This is a genomic window from Novosphingobium sp., assembly GCF_040398825.1.
GTDB lineage: Bacteria > Pseudomonadota > Alphaproteobacteria > Sphingomonadales > Sphingomonadaceae > Novosphingobium.
The window spans coordinates 1-20,549 of record NZ_JBBATI010000020.1; the positions used below are offsets into that span (position 1 = coordinate 1).

General features: G+C 65.7%; 16 protein-coding genes. 8 read left to right on the plus strand and 8 right to left on the minus strand.

The genetic code is table 11. The annotated features are described in order from the left end of the window. From ABWP89_RS11060 to ABWP89_RS11070, 3 genes are all read left to right on the plus strand, one after another. Positions 1–1,014, plus strand: a 1,014-nt coding sequence (locus ABWP89_RS11060) for an SPFH domain-containing protein (protein ID WP_353229269.1), incomplete at its 5' end; no start/stop codon positions are given. Between the two features lie 81 nt (positions 1,015–1,095). After that, positions 1,096–1,575, plus strand: coding sequence for a cyclic pyranopterin monophosphate synthase MoaC (moaC, locus tag ABWP89_RS11065; RefSeq protein ID WP_353229270.1), 480 nt, complete (start codon positions 1,096–1,098; stop codon positions 1,573–1,575). Then, positions 1,572–2,789 carry a molybdopterin molybdotransferase MoeA gene (locus tag ABWP89_RS11070; protein WP_353229271.1) on the plus strand — a complete coding sequence of 406 codons (1,218 nt, stop codon included), beginning with the start codon at positions 1,572–1,574 and terminating at the stop codon, positions 2,787–2,789. Before moaC ends, ABWP89_RS11070 begins: the two co-directional genes overlap by 4 nt. 10 nt (positions 2,790–2,799) lie before the next feature. Here ABWP89_RS11070 and ABWP89_RS11075 read toward each other — a convergent pair whose 3' ends face one another. Beyond that, the gene (locus ABWP89_RS11075; protein WP_353229273.1) at positions 2,800–3,150 is read right to left on the minus strand and encodes a DUF3147 family protein; all 351 of its coding nucleotides are present in this window, start codon (positions 3,148–3,150) and stop codon (positions 2,800–2,802) included. Positions 3,151–3,312: 162 nt separating this feature from the next. Here ABWP89_RS11075 and lexA point away from each other — a divergent pair, with 162 nt between their 5' ends. After that, positions 3,313–3,996 (plus strand): transcriptional repressor LexA, encoded by a 684-nt coding sequence (lexA, locus tag ABWP89_RS11080; RefSeq protein WP_353229274.1) that lies wholly within the window; start codon positions 3,313–3,315, stop codon positions 3,994–3,996. Between the two features lie 324 nt (positions 3,997–4,320). On the opposite strand, the gene ABWP89_RS11085 is transcribed toward lexA, so the two are convergent. Then, a complete protein-coding gene (locus tag ABWP89_RS11085; protein WP_353229275.1) occupies positions 4,321–6,465 on the minus strand; it encodes a ComEC/Rec2 family competence protein in 2,145 nt (714 codons plus the stop codon). A 102-nt stretch (positions 6,466–6,567) separates the two neighbouring features. Here ABWP89_RS11085 and gltX point away from each other — a divergent pair, with 102 nt between their 5' ends. The 3 genes from gltX to ABWP89_RS11100 all read left to right on the plus strand — a co-directional run bounded on the left by gltX (position 6,568) and on the right by ABWP89_RS11100 (position 9,767). Further along, positions 6,568–8,046 (plus strand): glutamate--tRNA ligase, encoded by a 1,479-nt coding sequence (gltX, locus tag ABWP89_RS11090; protein WP_353229277.1) that lies wholly within the window; start codon positions 6,568–6,570, stop codon positions 8,044–8,046. Positions 8,047–8,155: 109 nt separating this feature from the next. Continuing rightward, positions 8,156–9,439 (plus strand): citrate synthase, encoded by a 1,284-nt coding sequence (gene gltA / locus ABWP89_RS11095; RefSeq protein WP_353229345.1) that lies wholly within the window; start codon positions 8,156–8,158, stop codon positions 9,437–9,439. A gap of 31 nt (positions 9,440–9,470) precedes the next feature. Further along, entirely contained in the window at positions 9,471–9,767 is a 297-nt protein-coding gene (locus ABWP89_RS11100) for a hypothetical protein (RefSeq protein ID WP_353229278.1), read from the plus strand. Between the two features lie 228 nt (positions 9,768–9,995). Here the strand turns inward: ABWP89_RS11100 and ABWP89_RS11105 are convergent, their stop codons facing one another. The 4 genes from ABWP89_RS11105 to ABWP89_RS11120 form a co-directional block, all read right to left on the minus strand. Beyond that, positions 9,996–11,381, minus strand: coding sequence for a sensor histidine kinase (locus ABWP89_RS11105; protein ID WP_353229279.1), 1,386 nt, complete (start codon positions 11,379–11,381; stop codon positions 9,996–9,998). Next, positions 11,378–12,289, minus strand: coding sequence for a hypothetical protein (locus ABWP89_RS11110; RefSeq protein ID WP_353229281.1), 912 nt, complete (start codon positions 12,287–12,289; stop codon positions 11,378–11,380). Before ABWP89_RS11110 ends, ABWP89_RS11105 begins: the two co-directional genes overlap by 4 nt. Before the next feature lie 11 nt (positions 12,290–12,300). Then, entirely contained in the window at positions 12,301–13,539 is a 1,239-nt protein-coding gene (locus ABWP89_RS11115; RefSeq protein WP_353229282.1) for a hypothetical protein, read from the minus strand. A 183-nt stretch (positions 13,540–13,722) separates the two neighbouring features. Then, positions 13,723–14,028, minus strand: a complete 306-nt coding sequence (locus tag ABWP89_RS11120) for an Hpt domain-containing protein (RefSeq protein ID WP_353229283.1) — start codon at positions 14,026–14,028, stop codon at positions 13,723–13,725. 72 nt (positions 14,029–14,100) lie between these two features. Here ABWP89_RS11120 and ABWP89_RS11125 point away from each other — a divergent pair, with 72 nt between their 5' ends. Beyond that, positions 14,101–16,806: a coiled-coil domain-containing protein gene (locus tag ABWP89_RS11125; RefSeq protein WP_353229284.1), complete on the plus strand. Its 2,706-nt coding sequence runs from the start codon at positions 14,101–14,103 to the stop codon at positions 16,804–16,806. 47 nt (positions 16,807–16,853) lie between these two features. Here the strand turns inward: ABWP89_RS11125 and ABWP89_RS11130 are convergent, their stop codons facing one another. Both ABWP89_RS11130 and ABWP89_RS11135 read right to left on the minus strand, forming a co-directional pair. Continuing rightward, positions 16,854–17,051 carry a hypothetical protein gene (locus ABWP89_RS11130; RefSeq protein ID WP_353229285.1) on the minus strand — a complete coding sequence of 66 codons (198 nt, stop codon included), beginning with the start codon at positions 17,049–17,051 and terminating at the stop codon, positions 16,854–16,856. Positions 17,052–17,138: 87 nt separating this feature from the next. Beyond that, positions 17,139–20,549, minus strand: a complete 3,411-nt coding sequence (locus ABWP89_RS11135; protein WP_353229286.1) for an error-prone DNA polymerase — start codon at positions 20,547–20,549, stop codon at positions 17,139–17,141.

Sequence of the window (20,549 nt, forward strand, 5' to 3'; positions counted from 1 at the left end):
TCACAAACGACCAGCCTTGGCACGATCCAGCTTGACACCAATACACGGTTGCTGAAATGGGAACAGGCCGCGGTCGGCACGCATCGCTATGACGAAAACCTGGCCGAAGTGTCGCTGATCACCCGCGACGCGTTTGAACCGATGCTGCCGCTGTCGGTGGTGGTGCATATCGATTACCGCAAAGCGCCGCTGGTGGTGCAGCGCTTTGGCGATATCAAAAAGCTGGTGGAACAGACGCTCGACCCGATGGTGTCGGCCTATTTCAAGAACGTCGCGCAAAAACGCACGCTGATCGAGCTGCTGCAGGAACGTGCCGACATTCAGGAAATGGCGGGCGAACAGATGCGCACGCGGTTCAGCGCCTATAACCTGGAACTGCAGGAAGTGCTGATCGGCACGCCCCGCCCATCGAGCAGCGACGATCAGCAGATCGAAAAGGTGCTGGACCAGCTGCGCGCGCGGCAGGTGGCCGAAGAACGCGTCGCCACCTATGAAAAGCAGCGCGTGGCGGCCGAGGGCGAAAAAACCCTGCGCGAAGCCGAAGCGCGCGCCAACCAGCAAACCGCGATCACCCAGTCGGAACTGTCGATTACGGTCAAGGAAAACGAGGGCAAGGCACAGTTGAAACTCGCCACGCAGCAGGCCGACCAGACGCGCATGCTGGCCCGCGCCGAAGCCGACAAGATCAAGCTGATGGGCGAGGGCGAAGCGGCGCGGATGGTGGCGATTGCCGGCGCCGATGCCGAACGCATCACCCGCACCGGCCTGGCCACCGCCGACACCATCGCCAAACAGGTGGAGGCCAGCGGCGGCGCCCGCTATCAGCTGACCCGGCAGGTGATCGAACGGCTGGCGCAGGCGCTGGAAACGTCAAAAGTCGATGTCGTGCCGCGGATCCAGATCAGCGGCAATGGCAGCGATGGCGCCAATCCAATGGCCGGGCTGATCGCCATGCTGCTGTCGGAAAAGGGCGAAGCGCTGCTGGGGCGCGACGACGGCGACGGCAGGGCCTGACGGGAGCGAACGTGTGATCGGCGGGCCACCGCCGATCACACCCCCTGTGCAATCGGGGGCCAGTCTGGCAAGAGCATGACCATGACCGGATTGACCCATCTTGATGACCGTGGCCAGGCGCGCATGGTCGATGTCGGCGGCAAGCCCGCCACCCACCGCGTGGCCGTGGCCGGCGGTCGTATCCGCATGAACCCGGCGGCGCGCGCCGCGATTGCAGAGGGCACCGTGGCCAAGGGCGATGTGCTGGCCACCGCGCGCATCGCCGGGATCATGGCGGCCAAGCGCACGGGTGATCTGATCCCGCTGTGCCACCCGCTCGGGCTGGAATCGGTAACGGTGGAATTTGAACTGCTGGACGATGGCGTGGCCGCCACTGCCAGCGCATCGCTGACCGGGCGCACCGGGGTGGAGATGGAGGCGATGACCGCCGTTTCGATCGCGCTGCTGACGATTTACGACATGGCCAAGGCGATCGACAAGGGCATGGTGATCGAAGCGGTGCGGCTGATCGAAAAACGCGGCGGCAAATCGGGCACCTGGCGCGCGGACGGCGCGGCGTGACACCCCGCACCGCGCCGTTGCCGCTGGCCGAGGCGCAGGCGCGCCTGCTGGCACTGGCCGAATTTCTGCCGATCGAACAGCGTGCGACCGCCGCCGCATCGGGCTATTATCTGGCCGAGCCTTTGTTGGCACTGCGCGATCAGCCGGCCGCGCCATTGTCGGCAATGGATGGCTTTGCGTTGCGTGCTGCCGATCTGCCCGGGCCGTGGCAACTGGTCGGCCACAGCGCCGCCGGTCATCCCTTTGCCGGCACGGTCGGCCCGGGTGAAGCCGTGCGGATCAGCACTGGCGCGGTTTTACCAGCGGGCGCCGACATGGTGCTGATCAAGGAGGACAGCGGGGTTGATGGCAGCACGTTGACGCTTACCGGCACTGTGCCCGACCCGGCCGAACGCCATATCCGCCCGCGCGCGATGGATTTTGCCTCGGGCGAGGTGCTGGTTCCTGCCGGCACGCGCATCGATGCCGCCACCATCGGGCTTATCCTTGCCGCCGGCCATGATACGATCCCGGTGCGCCGCGCATTGCGGTTGACGGTGATCGATGGCGGCGACGAGCTTGCCGTTCCCGGTACCACCCCTGCACTGCACCAGATCCCCGCCAGCAATGGCCCGATGCTGGCGGCGCTGGCCGCGCGCCCGCCAGTGCTGGCCACACGGATCGGCCCGGTGCCCGACCGGCTGGACGCGTTGGTCGATGCCTTTACAGCGGCCGCCGACGCCGATGTGATCGTGACCAGCGGCGGAGCCTCGGTCGGCGATCATGATCTGGTGCGCCCGGCGCTGACGGCGATCGGCGCAGAGATTGATTTCTGGCGGGTGGCGATCAAGCCTGGCAAACCGCTGCTGGTCGCGCGGCGCGCACGCCCTGGCCTTGCGCACCAGATCATCCTGGGCCTGCCCGGCAATCCGGCGGCATCGTGGGTGACCGGCTATCTGTTCATGCTGCCGCTGTTGCGCGCGATGCTGGGTGCGGGACAGCCCTGCCCGCGCCCGATCCTGGTGCCGCTGGCCGGGGTGATGCCGCCCGGCGGCGGCCGCATGGAATTTTTGCGCAGCCAGTGGGACGGCACGTCGGTCACGCTGGATGCGCTGCAGGATTCGGGCGCGCTGTCACCACTCGCGCGCGCCAATGCGCTGGTCGTGCGCGAGGCTGGCGCCGCGGCCACCCCAGCCGGCACCCTGGTTCCGGTTTACCTGACTGACCTGCCGTAAACTGGGGCGGTCACAGCTGAATGCCCAGACGCGGCGCCAACCATGTCATGCCTGCATAGAGCACAATGGTCAGCACACAGCCCGCAACCAATGCCGCCACAAATCCCACGCCATGGCGCAGCAGTGCGGGGATCAGCAGGAACATCGGCAGCGACGGTAACACGTACCAGAACGTCGCCTGCACATGCGCCGCCATATTCTGCGCGTCAGGGCGATCATGCCACAACCACAGCATGCCCAGCACCGACACCAGCGGCAGCGATGCGACCAGGGCGCCAAACCCCGGATAGCGCCTGGCCAGCGTAGACGCCGCTGCAATCAGCAGTCCGGAAATGATCGCTTTGAGCGCAAGGTACAGCATGATCGGGTCGCATTAGGCGCTGGTGGCCGTGCTGGCCAGACGTCAACTTGCGCATCATGCGGGGAAATAGCGCAAATTGCTTGACGTGTTCCGTTTGGTTGCCTAATCGTTCCGCATTCGTTCACGGATTGATGAACCAATTCCACGCGAGGGGTTTCGGGTATGCTGACACGCAAACAGCACGAGCTTTTGACCTTTATCCAGACCAGACTGGAATCATCGGGCATATCGCCGTCGTTCGAAGAAATGAAAGAGGCGCTGGACCTGAAATCCAAATCGGGCGTGCACCGCCTGATTTCTGCGCTGGAGGAACGCGGTTTCATCCGCCGCCTGGCCAACCGCGCCCGCGCGCTGGAGGTGATCCGCGAACCCGATACCGCCAGCCCGCGCACCGCACCGCGTGGGCCAGCGCCGGTTAAACCGGTTGCCCCGGCCCCGGCGACTTTGCGCGAACCCGCCAACGACGTCATCGAAATCCCGCTGCATGGTCGCATTGCCGCCGGTGCCCCGATCGAAGCGATGGAGGGCGCAACGATGCTGCCCGTGCCCGCCGCGCTGCTCGGCCCCGGCGAACATTACGCGCTGGAGGTGTCAGGGGATTCGATGATTGATGCCGGCATCCTGGATGGCGACATGGCGCTGATCCGCCGCACCGATGTGGCGCGTGACGGCGAAATCGTGGTGGCGCTGGTGCGCGGCGAAGAAGCCACGCTGAAATACCTGCGCCGGGAAAAGGGCATGGTGCGCCTCGACCCCGCCAATGCCGCCTATGACCCGCAGTTCTACACGCCGGGCGAAGTGCAGGTGCAGGGCAAGCTGGCCGGGCTGTTGCGCCGCTATCATTGATGGCGCATCCCAAGGCCCGCGACTGACAAACGCAGCGCCGAGCGGGCTATGATGGCGGTTGGGACTTTCAGCAACAGTAGCCGGTTGCGCCGGCATTGCTGATTAGTCATTGAAGTATTAGATAAATAAATATAGCCGCTCGTGCTGATCTTGTCGAAGCACACGCGCTGCCGTTTGAACTGCAAGTGTGTCAAGTCACCTGGATCAATCGTATCACGTGTGCTTCAACAAGCTCAACATGAACGGAATTTTTTATAATATATAAATACGGCTGCTAATCACAGCGCGTGTCGGAATCAGGTTGTCCCCTTGCGATAACTCCGATCACCACGGCAACCACGGATGGTGGCCCGTGGTCTGCGCGACGGTGTGCACCTCACCACTGGCCAGGTTGATCGTCATACCGCCGTTGCGTGCCAGCACCGCGGCATCGATCAGCAGGCGGCGGGGGTGGCACAGCGGTGACAGTACGCGGTTGGCGATCACAATATCGCTGTGCGCGCAGGCCTGTTCCACCGCCGGCTGGTTCAACCGCCGCGTGCTCCGCCCGATCAGCAGCGTGGTCGATCGGCCGCCGCGCACGAGCGCCAGGGCACAAAAATCATGCGTGCAGCGCGCGCCCGGCCAATCTTCGAGCGGCTGTGTCTTGCCCGCCATCCCGGCCGCTTCCAGCAGGGTTTCGCGCGCATAGCGCCCCGGCCCGGGGGTCAGCACGACCAGATCGGGGCCAAGACCGGTAATACCCAGGTGGCGGCCGTCGCCGGTGACCAGGATATCAGGGGTGGGTACAGTTGCCATGGCCGCCAGCGCAGCGGCCAATGGCAACAGACCCCACAGCCGGACCCACCCGCTCCACAGCCCCAGCCACAACAATCCGGCTACCGCCAACCCATACATCCAGCCCGGAAATGCCGGCATCACCGTGACCGCGCCCGGCGCATTGGCGGTCACATGCGCGATCCACAGCACCGCCCCCAGCGCCTTGCCGGTCAGCCACCATGCCGGCGCCCCGGCGCCCACACTGTCGAGCAACAGCGCGCACGCCAGCGACGGCATTGCCACCAGCGTGACCAGCGGAATGGCAAACAGATTGGCGACCGCCCCAAACAACCCGTTGCGGTGAAAGTGGAACAGCGCGACCGGCAACAACGCCAGTTCGATCACCAGTCCGGTCAGCAACAGCATCGCGGCGTGCCGTCCAACGCGCATCGCCCACGCCTCATCACGCCAGCTTTCAAAGCGTTTGGCCCAGGCGGTGTTGTGCACGGCAATCACCGCCATCACCGATCCAAAACTCATCTGAAACGCCGGTTCCAGCACCGCTTCGGGCCAGAACAGCATCACCGCCAGCGCCGCCACCGCCAGCAACCGCATCGACAAGGCATCGCGCCCCAGCGCCAGCGCGCCCAGCACCAGCAGCGCAACCGCCGCCGCGCGCACCGTCGGCACGTGCGCGCCGGTGATCAAACAATATCCCACGCCAACCGCCGCGCCGGCCAGCGCCGCCACCAGCGGCAGGCGCACCCGCAGCGCCACCCATGGAAACAGCGCCAGCCCGCGCAACACCAGTACATAGACCAGGCCGATCACCGCGCTCATATGCAGGCCACCGATGGCCAGCAGGTGTGCAAAGCCGGCATCGCGCATCGCATCGGCATCGCCCTGGCCCATCGCGCCGCGGTCCCCGGTGGCCAGCGTCACCGCGATCGCGCCTGCCGATCCGCCCAGATGCGCGGCGACATGGTCGCGCAGGCCCGCCTGCACCCGCCGCAACGATGGCGCCGGCGCGGTACTGCCCGCCACCGTGATTGGCCCGCTGATCGACCCGGTCGCGCCAACCCCTTCGAACCAGGCGGCAAAGGCAAAATCATGGCTGCCCGGCAGCATGGGCGGGGGCGGCGGGGTCAGCCGGGCCTTGGCAGCCAGGGTGGCACCGATCACGATACCCGGCCGGTCCAGCGGTTCGGGCAGCATGACCCGGATCAGCATTGGCCAGGCCCGGCCGGCGATATGCGCCGCCAGCAGCAATTGCACGCCCCCGCCGTGGTCCTGCCGATCGACCACCCGGCCGGCAATCAGCACGGTCTGCGCTGCCGAAATCGGCGGTGTGCCGACCAGCGCCGACTTCATCCAGATGGTCGCACAGCCAGCCGCCACCATGGTCGCCATGGCCATGATCGCCAGCCGCAGATAATCCGCCACGCCATCGCGCGCGATCAGCGGCGCCGTGATCACGGCCGCAGCGCACAAGGCAATCAGTGCCGCCCATTGCCACGGCCCCGGCAACACCACCCAGGCCACGATTCCCGCGCCAAACCCCACCGCCAGCCAGGGCCCGCGTTCAAACGGGCGGGCCATCAGGAATTGATCGATGGTGCGCTGCACACTGGACAATCGTACCAAACTGTCCCAATGCGCGGCATGCTGCAACGGCGGCAGATCGTCGCGAGTCACGCGCGTGTCGGACACCGGCGCGGCGGGGCACACAGTGGACTGGGCGTTGGTTTGGGCGTTGGTTTGGGTGGGCGCCTGTTCTGCCATGGCCACGAATGAGAAAGGATAGCGCGCCGGATGGCAAGCGCGAGTGTGACCAATTCTGCCACATCGGACCGCAGTTGCGCGGTCGTCACCCGTTTTGCCCCTTCGCCAACCGGATACCTGCATATCGGTGGCGCGCGTACGGCGCTGTTCAACTGGCTGTTTGCCCGCCATCACGGCGGCACTTATCTGCTGCGGATCGAGGATACCGACCGCGCGCGATCGACCGAACCGGCGATCGATGCGATTTTTGATGGCCTGTCATGGCTGGGGCTGGATGGCGATGAACCGCCGGTGTTCCAGTTTGCGCGCAGCGAACGCCATGCCGCGGTGGCGCACCAGCTGCTCGACGGTGGCTATGCCTATCGCTGCTATCTGACGCAGGACGAACTGGCCGCGCGCCGCGCCGCTGCCCAGGCCGAACGCCGGCCGTTCCGCATCGACAGTGAATGGCGCGATGCCGACCCGGCAACCTGGCCCGGCGATCTGCCCTATGTGATCCGGGTAAAGGCGCCGCGCGATGGCGAAACCGTGATCGACGATCTGGTGCAGGGGCAAATTACTGTCAGCAACCGCGAGATTGATGATTTCGTCATCCTGCGCGGCGACGGCACCCCGACGTATATGCTGGCGGTGGTGGTGGATGACCACGATATGGGCATCACCCACGTCATCCGTGGCGATGATCATATCAACAACGCGTTCCGCCAGCTCGTTGTCATACGTGCCATGCATACGATTGAGCAGGCCGCGGGCACCGGCGCCTGGCCTGATCCGGCCTATGCGCATATCCCGCTGATCCACGGCGCCGACGGCGCAAAACTGTCGAAACGCCATGGCGCGCTGGGCGTCGATGCCTATCGCGATGATCTGGGCCTGTTGCCCGAAGCGGTGATCAATTATCTGCTGCGGCTGGGCTGGGGCCATGGCGATGCCGAAATCATTGCGCGCGAACAGGCAGTGGAATGGTTCGATATCGCCGATGTGAACAAGGGCGCGGCGCGGTTCGACCTGAAAAAGCTGCTCAATCTCAACGGGCATTACATGCGGCTGGCCGATGATGCGCGGTTGACCGGGCTGATCACGCAACGGCTGAGCCTGACCGATGCGGCGCAGATCAGCCTGCTGGCAACCGCCATGTCGGTGCTGAAGGTGCGCGCAGCCGACCTGAACGAGCTGGCCGATGGTGCGCGGTTCCTGTTTGCGCAGCGGCCGATCACCCCCGATGACAAGGCGGCGGCGCTGTTGACGGCGGATGCGCGAACCATTCTGACAAACGCGCTGGATTGTCTTGAACAAGCGCCCGACTGGACCGCCGAGGCGCTGGAAACCGCGGTCAAGGCGCTGGCGGCTGACCTTGGCCTGGGCCTGGGCAAGCTGGCGCAGCCACTGCGCGCCGCGCTGACCGGCCAGACCACCTCACCCGGGATTTATGATGTGCTGGTGCTGCTGGGCCGTGACGAGGCGATCAGCCGCATCCGTGATCAGCTGATACCCGCCTCAACCGCATAACCCGCGACTGCCCCGATAGACCCATTTTTTTGCACGCAACCGGGCTTCACACCCCCGCGCATGCCCACAGGAGGATTGCAACGTGAGCAACACCCACGCGACCCTGAACATCGGGACCGACGCCAATGGCGCCGCCGTGGATTCGTCAGTGGATTTGCCGGTGACCAGTGGCACCATCGGTCCCGATGTGATCGATATCCGCAAGCTCTATGCGCAGACCGGGAAGTTCACCTATGACCCCGGCTTTACCAGCACGGCCAGCTGCGACAGCGCGATCACCTATATCGACGGCGATGAGGGCGTCCTGCTGCACCGGGGTTATCCCATCGGGCAGCTGGCGGAACAGTCATCGTTCATGGAAGTCAGCTATCTGCTGCTCAATGGCGAACTGCCGAGCGCGGCAGAACTGGACGATTTCAGCCGCACCATCACCCGCCACACCATGGTGCACGAACAGCTGAGCACGTTTTACCGCGGTTTCCGCCGCGATGCGCACCCGATGGCGGTGATGTGCGGCGTGGTCGGCGCGCTGTCGGCATTTTATCACGATTCGACCGACATTGCCGATCCCGTCCTGCGCAAGATCAGCTCGCACCGGCTGATCGCAAAGATTCCGACAATCGCGGCGATGGCCTACAAATATTCGGTGGGTCAGCCGTTCGTCTATCCCAGCAACAAGCTGTCCTACACCGGCAATTTCCTGCGCATGACCTTTGCCGTGCCGGCCGAGGAATACGAAGTGGTGCCAGAGGTTGAACGTGCGCTGGACCGCATCTTTATCCTGCATGCCGATCACGAACAGAACGCGTCAACCTCCACGGTCCGCCTGGCCGGATCGTCGGGCGCCAACCCGTTTGCGTGCATGGCGGCGGGCATCGCCTGCCTGTGGGGCCCGGCACATGGCGGCGCGAACGAAGCCGCGCTGAACATGCTGCGCGAAATCGGCACGCCCGATCGCATCCAGCACTATATCGATCGCGCCAAGGACAAGAACGACCCGTTCCGCCTGATGGGTTTTGGCCACCGCGTGTACAAAAACTATGACCCGCGCGCGACGGTGATGCAGAAAACCGTGCGCGAAGTGTTCAAGGCGCTGAATGTGTCCGATCCGCTGTTCGAAACCGCGCTGCGGCTGGAGGAAATCGCGCTGAGCGATCCATACTTCGCGGAAAAGAAGCTGTTCCCCAACGTCGATTTCTATTCGGGCATCATCCTGTCGGCAATCGGTTTCCCGACCACGATGTTCACCGTGCTGTTCGCCCTGGCGCGCACGGTCGGCTGGGTGGCGCAATGGAACGAAATGATTTCCGACCCAGGCCAGAAAATCGGCCGCCCGCGCCAGTTGTACACCGGGCCGGTACAACGCGATTACGTACCTGTCGATCAGCGCTGATTGGCGTTGGACAGTTTGAAAATGGCGGGGGATGCATCGGGCATCTTCCGCCGTTTTTGTTGGTGACGGGTTTTATCAGGCATGGCTGGATTGTTTCACCTGGCCGCTGGTTGTGGGCGCAGTTGAATATTGGTATGCCCTCCAAATGGGCAAACGGTCTGGCGTTCCTCACCGTGATGACGAGCTTGCAAAGCTGAGCCAGGAACAATTGGAAGCCGAACTTGAGCGTTCTCGGGTGAGGCTGCGGATTGCGTCATCAGCCAAATCCGCCAGGCTATGGCTCAAGCGCATTCACTGGCTGGAAGCGTCGCTCGCTCTGCGCGAGTGATTGACTGCAAAATACAAATTTCAGTCATTCCCGCGTAGGCGGGAATCCAGCTGCGACGGTTGGGGTGGACGTAAGCATCTGATAATTCATGCTCTTGTGCCATGCACCCTGGATTCCCGCCTTCGCGGGAATGACAAGGATGGTGGAGGCCAGGCCAGCAACACATCAAGACCGTTGATGTGCTTATCGTGCTTGTCCCCAGATAAATCACCCATTGTCGGGCTAGACTTAACTACGACCGGGCAGCGTCAGTACAAACCGCGCGCCAGTACCCGTTACCGCTACATCCTCGGCCTTGAGGTCCCCGCCCATCGCGCGGGCCAGGCGGCGGGAAATGTACAGGCCCAGACCGCTGCCGCCATCGCCGCTGCGGCCTAGGCGTTCGAATTTGTCGAACACCTGGGCCGCCTGCTCAACCGTCAATCCGGCGCCCTGATCGCTGACCGTGACGTGCGCGACGCTGCCATCAGTGGCGGCGGTGATGGAAACGGTCGAATGTTCCGGGCCATAGCGGATGGCGTTGGTCAGCAGGTTGAGCAGGATTTGCAACACCCGGCGGAATTCGCCGGTCGCCGGCACCGACACCGTATCGTCAGGCGTAACCAGCACGATACCGCGTTCCTGCGCGCGCATGGCCAGAATGCCCGCCGCGCGCCGCGCGCAATCGGCCAGATCGATGCGATCGGGCGCCGGGGCAAAGCCCGGTGCCTCAACCGCGTCAAGATCGGCCAGATCCTCCACCAGACCCAGCAAGTGGCGGCCGGCTTCGGCAATATCGGCGGCATAGGCTGCGTACTCGTCGGCCAGCGGCCCGGCCAGCCGGGTGCGGATGGTTTCGGCATTGGCGACAATGCGGTTGATCGGCTGGCGCAGCGCCGGCGCCAGATCGCGACCGATCACCCGGCTCCAGCCCGGCGCGGGTTCCGCAGCGGATGGCGTTTCTGGCGCTGACGGAGCAACGGGCAGCACGTCGATTGCATCAGGCAGCACCAGCAGATCAAATCCGGCATCACCGTGGGGCAGCAGCCGCGCGCGCCACGTGCGCGCCGATCCGGCAATGCGAAACGCCACATCATCCAGCAGGCGCCAGTGCAGCGGCTGGCGGTGCGCGACCCCGATCAGATCGACCGCGTCGCTCCACGGTTTCGCCTCTGCCTGCCAAAGCGCTGCCAGATCGGCCAGCGCCGAGGCATCAGCATCTCCATCGGCGGCATCGCCACGCAGATCGGTGGCCAGCACGCGCTGATCGGCATCGAGCACCGCATGCACCACCGCCAGCTGGTGCAGCAGCGCCTCGGTCGGTGCGGGCGGTGACGGCGCATCGCCATCGCCGGCCAGCCGCCACTGGCTGACCGCCAGCCGCGTGCCCGTACCATCGGGCGTGACATGCGCCAGAAATGTAATGGCCCGGCCTTCATCGACCGCGCCCACCATGCGCAATTGGGAAACCTGCGATATACGCGTGCGGCGCACCAGTGTCAGCAAGGCCGGCACTGCCAGCAGCCCGGGCATTTCGCCGCCACAGCGCACTTGCAATCCTGCCAGCGGTTCATCCGCCGCGATCAGGCGATCGGCTGCGTCACACTGGCCATGGAGCGGGGGCTGGCTGCTCATTGTGCGCCACCGTCCGGCCCGGCCTGCGTCGGCGCAGCGGTCAGCGCCTGATCGACCAGCGCGGGATCGGCATCGGGCCGGATCGCCAACAAATGCTCCGCTGCGTGATCGCGGCTCAGCCCACCCGCGCGCAACAGCAGCGCCAGCCGGATCGGATCATCCTCTGCCGTGGCCAGCACCACCGCGTCGCGTTGTGCCCCCGATGCCAGCGCCAGCGCGCTCAGGAACAAGGGCACCCCGGCCTGATCCAGGTTCAGACCGGCGCCGCTGTCGGCGCCCAGCCCGGCCAGCACGCGCCGCAACAGCGCCAGCCGTCCGCGGTCGGGGTGGGTACCACCGGACACGCGCGCGGGAAGCGCATCGCCATGGCCATGGTCGGCGCGCGCGCCATCGGCAATCGCCACCGCCATATGCTGCAAATCGCCCGGCAATTCATCAAACGGCAGCCGCATGCGGCGCAATGCCTCTCCCACCCGGGTCTGCGCGGCCAGCAGCGCGGTGGCCAGCGCGGCCGCATCATCGCCAAACGCCCGGCCATCCAGCCGCCGCCGTAACAAGGGCGGCAGCACCGGATCAAGCCCCCGGCGCGCCGCCATCACCGCGCCCAGCCGCCATTCAATCGCCAGCGCGTGGCAATGCGTCAGGATGGTGGGACTGGCCGCCAGCATGTCACGCACCGGCGCGATCAACGCGGCGTCTGCATCTGCCAGTTGCGCCGCCAGATCGGTCACCAGCGCGCGCGTACGCACCAGTGTTTCGTCATCCAGCAACTGACAGGGTCCCAGTGTCACCAGCTGCGCCAAAGTCGCGCCGGCCATGACCAGACGACAATCAGCGGCGGCCAACTGCGCCCGCGCCTCATCCGGGCGTGTCGCGGTGGACGAACCGGAAGGGGGCGCCTGGATCATGCCATCAGGCTTTAATCGCGGTTGGTTAAATCGGGGTTAGCCGGGTCGCCCCGCGCCGGGACGGTCACCATTGCCCACACCACCAGCGCCAGCACCGCCGCCCGCAAAAAGAAATCGAACGGCAGCAGCGCACTGTTCAACGCCAACCCGATGCTCAGCACCAGCCGGTCGCGCAACCACCAGGCCCAGCGGCCGGCGGTCAGCACGCGCGGCAGGAAATGCAGCAGCAGAATCAATACGATCGGCGGGAACCACGCGATGCCGAACGGCACCCCGGGCAAATGCGGAATTTCGCTGCGCCATGCCGCCAGCATGACAAACGCGACATCGATCATCCATTCAAACCATACGCCGGTGGGGGGCGCTTTGCCGGTTTCCAACAGCGATTGCCGTTCAATCCGCACCATCAGCGCCGCCACCCGGGCCAGCACCCAGCCCAGCCCCAACAGCACAAACCCCGGCGTGCGCCAGCCAAACCAGCCTGACCCCACCGCCAGCAACAGCGCCACCACCCCGCCCAGCGCCACCACCCACGGCCGGGTGCCGGCATGCAGCAGCGCAGGGCCAACGGTGTGCACCGTGCGCGCCGCAATCCATTCGCCCGGGCTGCGCATATGGGCGGTGGCGGTATGCTGGCGCAGCCAGACGGGCTCGATCCGGTGCGCCTCATCCTCGCTGCGCACCAGGCCCCAGCCGCCATCGCGGATCAGCGTTTCGGGCAACAGGCGCAGCGGCACCCGCCCCTGCACCGCCAGCCGCAGCAGCGCGGCATGGGGGTTCCATTCGGGCGGCAGTTCACCCAGCCCGGCGACCAGCCGCCCGGGCAGCCGCATCGCCCCGGCATAGGCATGGTTGATATCGATCCGTTCAAACCCGGCCGCCAACCCGGCCTCCACCGGCAGCGCCAGCACACCGGGCGCTTCGCCCAATTGCGCCAGCGCGGTGGCCGGCTGCGCCAGCAGGCCATCGGCCAGCACGAACAGATCATCGTCTTCGGTGACCAGCGGCAACAGCGCGTGGGCGGCGGCAATGACATGAAACCGCGCCCCGCGCGCCTCTGCCACGCGTTGCAGCGCGACCAGCTCACCGGTCAGCGCCTCTGCCACCATCACCACGCGGTTACACCCCAGCGCCAGTGCCAGACCCAGCTGGTGCCGGGCCAGCGACCGCCCGCCGATCGTCAGATACCCGCGCAAACCTTGCGGTTCGCCGGCGACAGCGTCGATCAATGACAGCAGTGCGACCCGCAAAGAACCCGATCTCCAGTTGGCGCCGGCATCCGGAGCATATCGCCCGGGCCATGCGCCACATTCCGGCCACCCGGACCGGGCGACTATCGTAGGCCGCACCCGCCCGCATGCCAAGCGACGCTTGGGCCGAGATCGGGAATTAGTGCCAAATAGCTCGTTAAAATATTGCCTATAAAGGACAAATTAAGCGTCTGGATCGATTTCACGCAGCAGCGCGCGAATGTTTCGCAAAATCGCGCGATCACCCGGCACGCCCGCAATCGCCTCATCAGCCAGCGTAATCAATTCTGCGCCGTGGAATGTCGCCGCCAGACCCTTGATCCGCTCGGCGGCGACCCGCCAGTTGGCATCGCAGCGCGCGCGTTCCATCAGGTCCAGCGCCGCCAGCGCGCTGTCAAGAAACGCCCGCCGCAATTCGCGCAACAGGGCCGGATCATCACCCAGCGCGCTGACCAGATGCGCATCGATTGCTTCGCCAAGATATGCCATGATCAGTGGCGTGGCATGCGATCGGTTAAGGCGGGGTTACGCAACACCCGAAAAGCGTGATAAGGATGCGGTATGAACGGGGGAATACGCAATATCGCACGCGATGGCGCGCGGGCCGGGGACGAACCCGCGGGCGATGATCCGCGGCCGTTGTCGCTGTCTGATCAGGCGCCGGGTGAACCAACGCTGATCGCGCCTGGCCGCGCGCTCGACCTGGGCGCCGATGCCGGTCTTGCCCCCGATCCGGACGACTATGCCGCCGACGATGCGGTAGAAATGCCGCCGCCGCTGTTGCGCTGGATCGTGCCGGCCATCGCCGCGGTGCTGATCATCGGCTGGTCGGTGCTGTTTGCCGTTGCCCGCCTGGCGCCTTTGCGCGGCCTGCCCTCTGCCGACGCTGCGGTGGCGCTGGTGTCGGTATGGGCGCTGCCTGTGATGCTGGTGCTGATCGGGGTGCTGATCGCGCGCACCACCTTGCGCGATGCCAGCCGCCATGCCGCGGTGATCCAGGCGCTGGCGCATGAAAGCCGCCTGCTGGAGACGCGGCTGCGCGCGATGAACACCGAATTGTCGCTGGCGCGCGATTTCATTTCCGCACAGGGCCGCGATCTTGAGGCGTTGGGCCGGATTGCGGTCGATCGCCTGTCGGGTTCGGCCGAACGGTTGAAAGACCTGATCACCGGCCAGGGCAAGGATATGGACCAGATCGGTACCGTCGCGGCCAAGGCGCTGGAAAACATTGCCACTTTGCGCACGCACCTGCCGGTGATCAGCAATTCGGCCAAAGACGTCGCCAATGCCATCGCCAATGCCGGGCGCACCGCCGATGCCCAGTTGGAAGAGCTGATCACCGGGTTCAACCGGCTGAACGAATTCGGCACCGCCAGCGGGCGCAAGGTGGACGAGGTGCGCCGCCAGGTTGACGCCGCACTCGATGCCTTTGCCACCGCGACCGAACGCATCGGACTGGCGGGCGAAGTGCGTCTGCGCGCGGTGATTGACGAGCTCGATGGCCAGCGCGCGCGCATCGATCAGGATGAAATCATCGCGCTGGCCGCGATCCGCGCGCGCGCCGACGCGCTGGCCGCCGAACTGGCCGGCCAGCGCAGCGTGCTGGCACAGGCAGAGGACGACAGCCTGGCCGCGCTGGCCACACGCATCGCCGCGCTGGATGGCGATGTGCGCCAGGTCGCAGGCGCACTGGCCCGCGCAATCGAAGAAGTCGGGCGCGATCACGACAGCCTGATCAGCGCGTCACGCGACCGCTTGCACCGGTTTGAGGAAAGCGCGGGCGCGCTCAGCCGCGCGCTGCTGGATGAAGGCGGGCATGTTGATGAGGCGATGGCCGCACGGCGCCAGGCGCTGGAATCCGCGCTGGCCGCAGCCGCCGACGGGTTTGCCGCGCGGCTGGCCACACTCGACGCTGCGATCGGGCAGCGCCGCGCGGCGATGGCCGCCGCCGCCGCCGATACCGCCGATGCGATCGATACCCGGCTGGCGCGGATCGACACCACCATCGATGCGCAACACCGCCGCCAGATCGACAATATCGAAAAGCTGGCGGCGACCTGCGATGTGCTGACCGAACGCGTGGCGGCCTTTGGCACCACCATCAGCGGCACCGCCAATGAAGGGTCGCGCACAGCGGGGATTGTCGATGCCGCGATGACAACGATGACCGCGCGGCTGAATGCGTGCCGCGGTGCGCTGGCCGGAACCGACGAAACGATTGCCGGCCTGACCGATTCGGCCGTGCGCCTGCTGGAACTGATCGAAGCGGCCAGCGAACATACCCGCACCCAGTTGCCCGATGCCCTGCACACCGCCACCGCCGGGATCGACACCGCGCAGACGCAAGTGACCGCCTTGCGCGACACTCTGCGTGAGGCAGGGGATGCCGGGACCGCGCTGGCGGGCACGATCGGCGCCAGCGACACCAAAGTGGGCGCAATGCTGGGTGAAATCACCGCGCTCAACACCGCGGTGCTGGCCCGCGCGGCCGAACAGGAGCAGCGCCTGGCCGCGTTGCGCGACCAGTTGCGCGGCGCACAGGGTGAAAGCGATACGCTGGCCGGATCGATCGAGCGCCGGCTGGCCGGGGCGATTGCCGAGCTGGAGGCCGCCGCGCGACAGGCCGGCGCCGATCTGGGCGAAACAACCGCCGCCGAAATCAGCGCGATGGCCGCGCGGTTTGGCGAAGAAACCAGCGCCGCACTGGCGCGCGTGGTGCAGGGACGCGGCGCGCAGATGATCGCCCGGCTGGAAGAGGCGATGGACAGCGCATCAGCCTCTGCCCGCGAAACCGCGCTGCAGATGCGCGACCAGCTGACCAAGATTGATGAACTGGCGGGCAATCTGGAAAGCCGGGTGGCGCGCGCGCGCGAACGCGTGGAGGAACAGGTCGACAACGATTTCGCCCGGCGCACCGCGCTGATTACCGAAAGCCTGAATTCCACCGCGATCGACATCAGCCGCATCCTGTCGGCAGAGGTGTCGGAAAGCGCCTGGGCATCGTATCTGCGTGGCGAACGCGGCATCTTTACCCGCCGCGCGGTATCGTTGCTCGACACCGCCGATGCGCGCGTGGTGCAACAGCATTACGAGGCGGACGAGGAATTCCGCGTCCAGGTCAACCGCTACATCCACGATTTCGAAGGCATGCTGCGCCAATTGCTGTCCACCCGCGACGGCAACGCGCTGGGCGTGACGCTTCTGTCATCGGACATGGGCAAGCTGTATGTGGCGCTGGCGCAGGGAATTGAGCGGCTGCGGACCTGATTTTGGCTGACTTTGGGTTTGGGGCAGGTTGGAGTTGGGTGCAGCCGTCAATCGCGACGAACGGCTGCCATGATCGCGCCACCCACCAGCCCCAGCACAAATCCGAGCGGGCCGGTGATGAAGATGCCGAGCAATGGCCCCTGGTTGGCATCGGGCATGAATACGATCGGCCCGAAAAAGCCCCCGGCAAACCCGATCAGCCCCAGCAAACACCCCCCGCGCAGCGCGGATCGAATGATACCCATGATTTGCCCCCTGCGCGGATATCCGGCAGGATGGATGATAGCGGGTTCAGGTAAAACAATCGTATCCCCGTGCGATCTGCCGGTCGTTCAGTGAAAATCACGTGATTTCGGGATGATCCGCGCGTTTCTGGGATGGCCACGCGTCGGCGCCGGAACCGGCCGCGCTACCTCATCCGCCCGCGCCAGCACCGGATCAAAATGCTGGTCCGACAGGCGTGCCAGCTGGTCGCTGGCGTCGGTCATATGCGCGGCGATCACGTGGATCACTTCGTCATCGTATTCGACCCGGCCGCGCACCTCCATCAGCCGCGCACCCATCACCACCTTGCGCTGTTTTTCCTTCAGATCGGGCCAGACCACCAGGTTGATCACCCCGGTTTCATCTTCCAGCGTGATAAAGCACACGCCCTTGGCGGTGCCCGGCTGCTGGCGCACCAGCACCACGCCCGCGACATGTACCATTGCGCGGGTTTTGCGGTTGCGCAGATCGCAGGCGCGCAAAAATCCGCGTTCGGCCAGCCGTGGCCGCAGGAACGCCATCGGATGCGCCTTCAGCGACAGGCGCAGCGTCTGATAATCGGCCACCACTTCTTCGCCATCGGGCATCACCGGCAGACGCGCGCGCACTGCCTCCACCCCTTCATCGCGCGCGCGCATCGCGGCGAACAGCGGCAGATCGGGCGCGGCGATAAGGCTGCGCGCCTGCCACAGCGCCTCTCTCCGCGACAGGCGCAGCGATCCGAACGCATCCGCCGTCGCCAACCGCTCGATCACCGCCGGTGACAGCCCGGCGCGGCTGCGCAGATCGGCCAGATCGGCATAGGTGCCCCCATGCTGGCGCGCGGCAATCAGCGCGACGGCGTGAATTTCCGCCAGCCCGTCAATCTGCCGCAGCCCCAGCCGCAGCGCGACGCCGGTCCCCTGCGGTTCCAGCGTGCAATCCCAATCGCTGTGGTTCACATCGGGCGGCAGCACCACCACGCCATGGTCGCGCGCATCGCGCACGATCTGCGCCGGGGCGTAAAACCCCATCGGCTGCGAATTGAGCAGGCCACAGGCAAACGCCGCCGGGTAATGGCATTTCAGCCACGACGAGACATAGACCAGATGGGCAAAGCTGGCGGCGTGGCTTTCGGGAAAGCCGTATTCGCCAAACCCCTTGATCTGGTTGAAACAGCGCGCGGCAAAATCGGGATCATAGCCGCGCGCGATCATCCGCCCGACCATCATGTCTTCCAGTTCGTGGACCATGCCCCGGCTGCGAAAGGTGGCCATCGCCTTGCGCAGCCGGTTGGCCTCCGCGCCCGAGAACCTGGCCGCGTCCAGCGCGATTTTCATCGCCTGTTCCTGGAAAATCGGCACGCCATAGGTCCGCGCCAGGATCGACGTCAGTTCATCGGGCGGGCCGTGGCGCGGGTCGGGCGCGGGGATCACCACCGCCTCATCCCCGCGCCGGCGCTTGAGATAGGGGTGGACCATGTCGCCCTGGATCGGCCCCGGGCGCACGATCGCCACCTCTACCACCAGGTCATAGAATTCGCGCGGGCGCAGGCGCGGCAGCATGTTCATCTGCGCCCGGCTTTCGACCTGAAACACGCCGAGCGAATCCCCCCGACACAGCATGTCATACACCGCCGGGTCTTCGCGCGGGACGGTCGCCAGCGTCAGCGCGCGGCCATGATGATCCTCCAGCAGATCCAGGCATTTGCGGATACAGGTCAGCATGCCCAGCGCCAGCACATCGACCTTCATGATGCCCAGCGCGTCGATATCGTCCTTGTCCCATTCGATGAAGCTGCGATCGGGCATCGCGCCATTGCCCACCGGCACGGTTTCGATCAGATCGTCGCGCGTCAGGATAAACCCGCCAACATGCTGTGACAGGTGGCGCGGCATGCCGATCATTTGTTCCGCCAGCCGGATCACCCGGCGCAAATGCGGGTCTGACAAGTCCAGCCCGGCCTGCGAAACGTTGCGCTCCGCCATTTCGCCGCCCCAACTGCCCCACACCGTGCGCGCCAGCGCGCCGGTCACATCCTCGGTCAGGCCCATCGCCTTGCCCACTTCGCGGATCGCCATGCGCGGGCGATAGTGGATGACCGTGGCGCACAGCCCGGCGCGGTGGCGGCCATAGCGGCGATAGATGTACTGGATCACCTCTTCGCGGCGTTCGTGTTCAAAATCGACATCGATATCGGGCGGTTCCTTGCGCTCTTCGGAAATGAACCGGTCGAACAGCAGCGCGTGTTTGGCAGGGTCCACCGCGGTAATGCCCAGGCAAAAACACACCGCCGAATTGGCCGCAGACCCGCGCCCCTGGCACAGGATCGGCGGATTTTGCGCGCGCGCGAAATCGACAATGTCCTTGATCGTCAGAAAATACGGCGCCAGCACCAGTTTGCCGATCAGCGCCAGTTCACGGTGCAGCGTATCGGCCACCGCCACCGGCACCCCGGCGGGATAGCGCCACGCCGCGCCGGCCCAGGTCTGTTCCGCCAGCCAGCCTTGCGGATCGCGGCCATCGGGGCAGATTTCCTCAGGATATTCATAGCACAGTTCGGTCAACGCAAAGGTACAAGCATCGGCCAGTGCGCGCGCCGCCGCAATCGCCTGGGGCCAGCGTTCAAACAGCCGCACCATGTCTGCCGGCGATTTCAGATGGCGTTCGGCATGCGGTTCCAGCCAGTGCCCGGCCTCTGCCACGGTGGTGCGGTGGCGGATGGCGGTCATCACATCGTGCAACGGCCGTCGCGCCGGTTCGTGATAGAGCACATCGTTGGTGGCCAGCAGTTGCAATCCGTGCGCGCGCGCCAGATCATCCAGCGCGTTGATCCGCGCCACATCATCACCCCGGTGGCAATAACACGCGGCGATATGCCGCATGGTGGGCAACCTGTGGACAAGCTGGGGGATAAGCCCGGCAAAATCAGTGGAAAGCCTGGTCATGGCCTGTGGAACAGCGTCGCTCGCCATATCCCCCAGCGTGACCACGTTGCTGGGCACCGCAATCGTCAATGGCTGGCCCAGGTCGCGCGGCGGGATCACCACCAGCGCCAGCCCCCGGGCATGGTCGGCCAGCATCGCCAGCGTGATGTCGCATTGCCCCTTGGCCTGCCATTCGCCATCGGGCGTGGCCATGCGCCCCAGCGAAATCAGCCGGCACAACCGCCCATAGCCCGCCCGGTCCAGCGGATAGGCCAGAAACGCCAGCCCGCAGGTGGTTTCGATGCGGCAGCCGATGATCGGCCGCAGGCCCGCCGTCAGCGCCTCACCATGCAGGCGCACCACACCGGCGAGCGAATTGGCATCGGCAATCCCGATCGCATCATAGCCCAGCGCGCGCGCCGTGCCGACCAGATCAACCGCGTCCGACGCCCCGCGCAGGAACGAAAAGCAGCTCATCACGCCCAGTTCGACAAACGGCGCGCGCTCCGGCTGTCCGGGCGATCCGTCGGGCGCGACATGGCGGCGTTGGGGGGTCAGCGGCGGTTCGGGCAT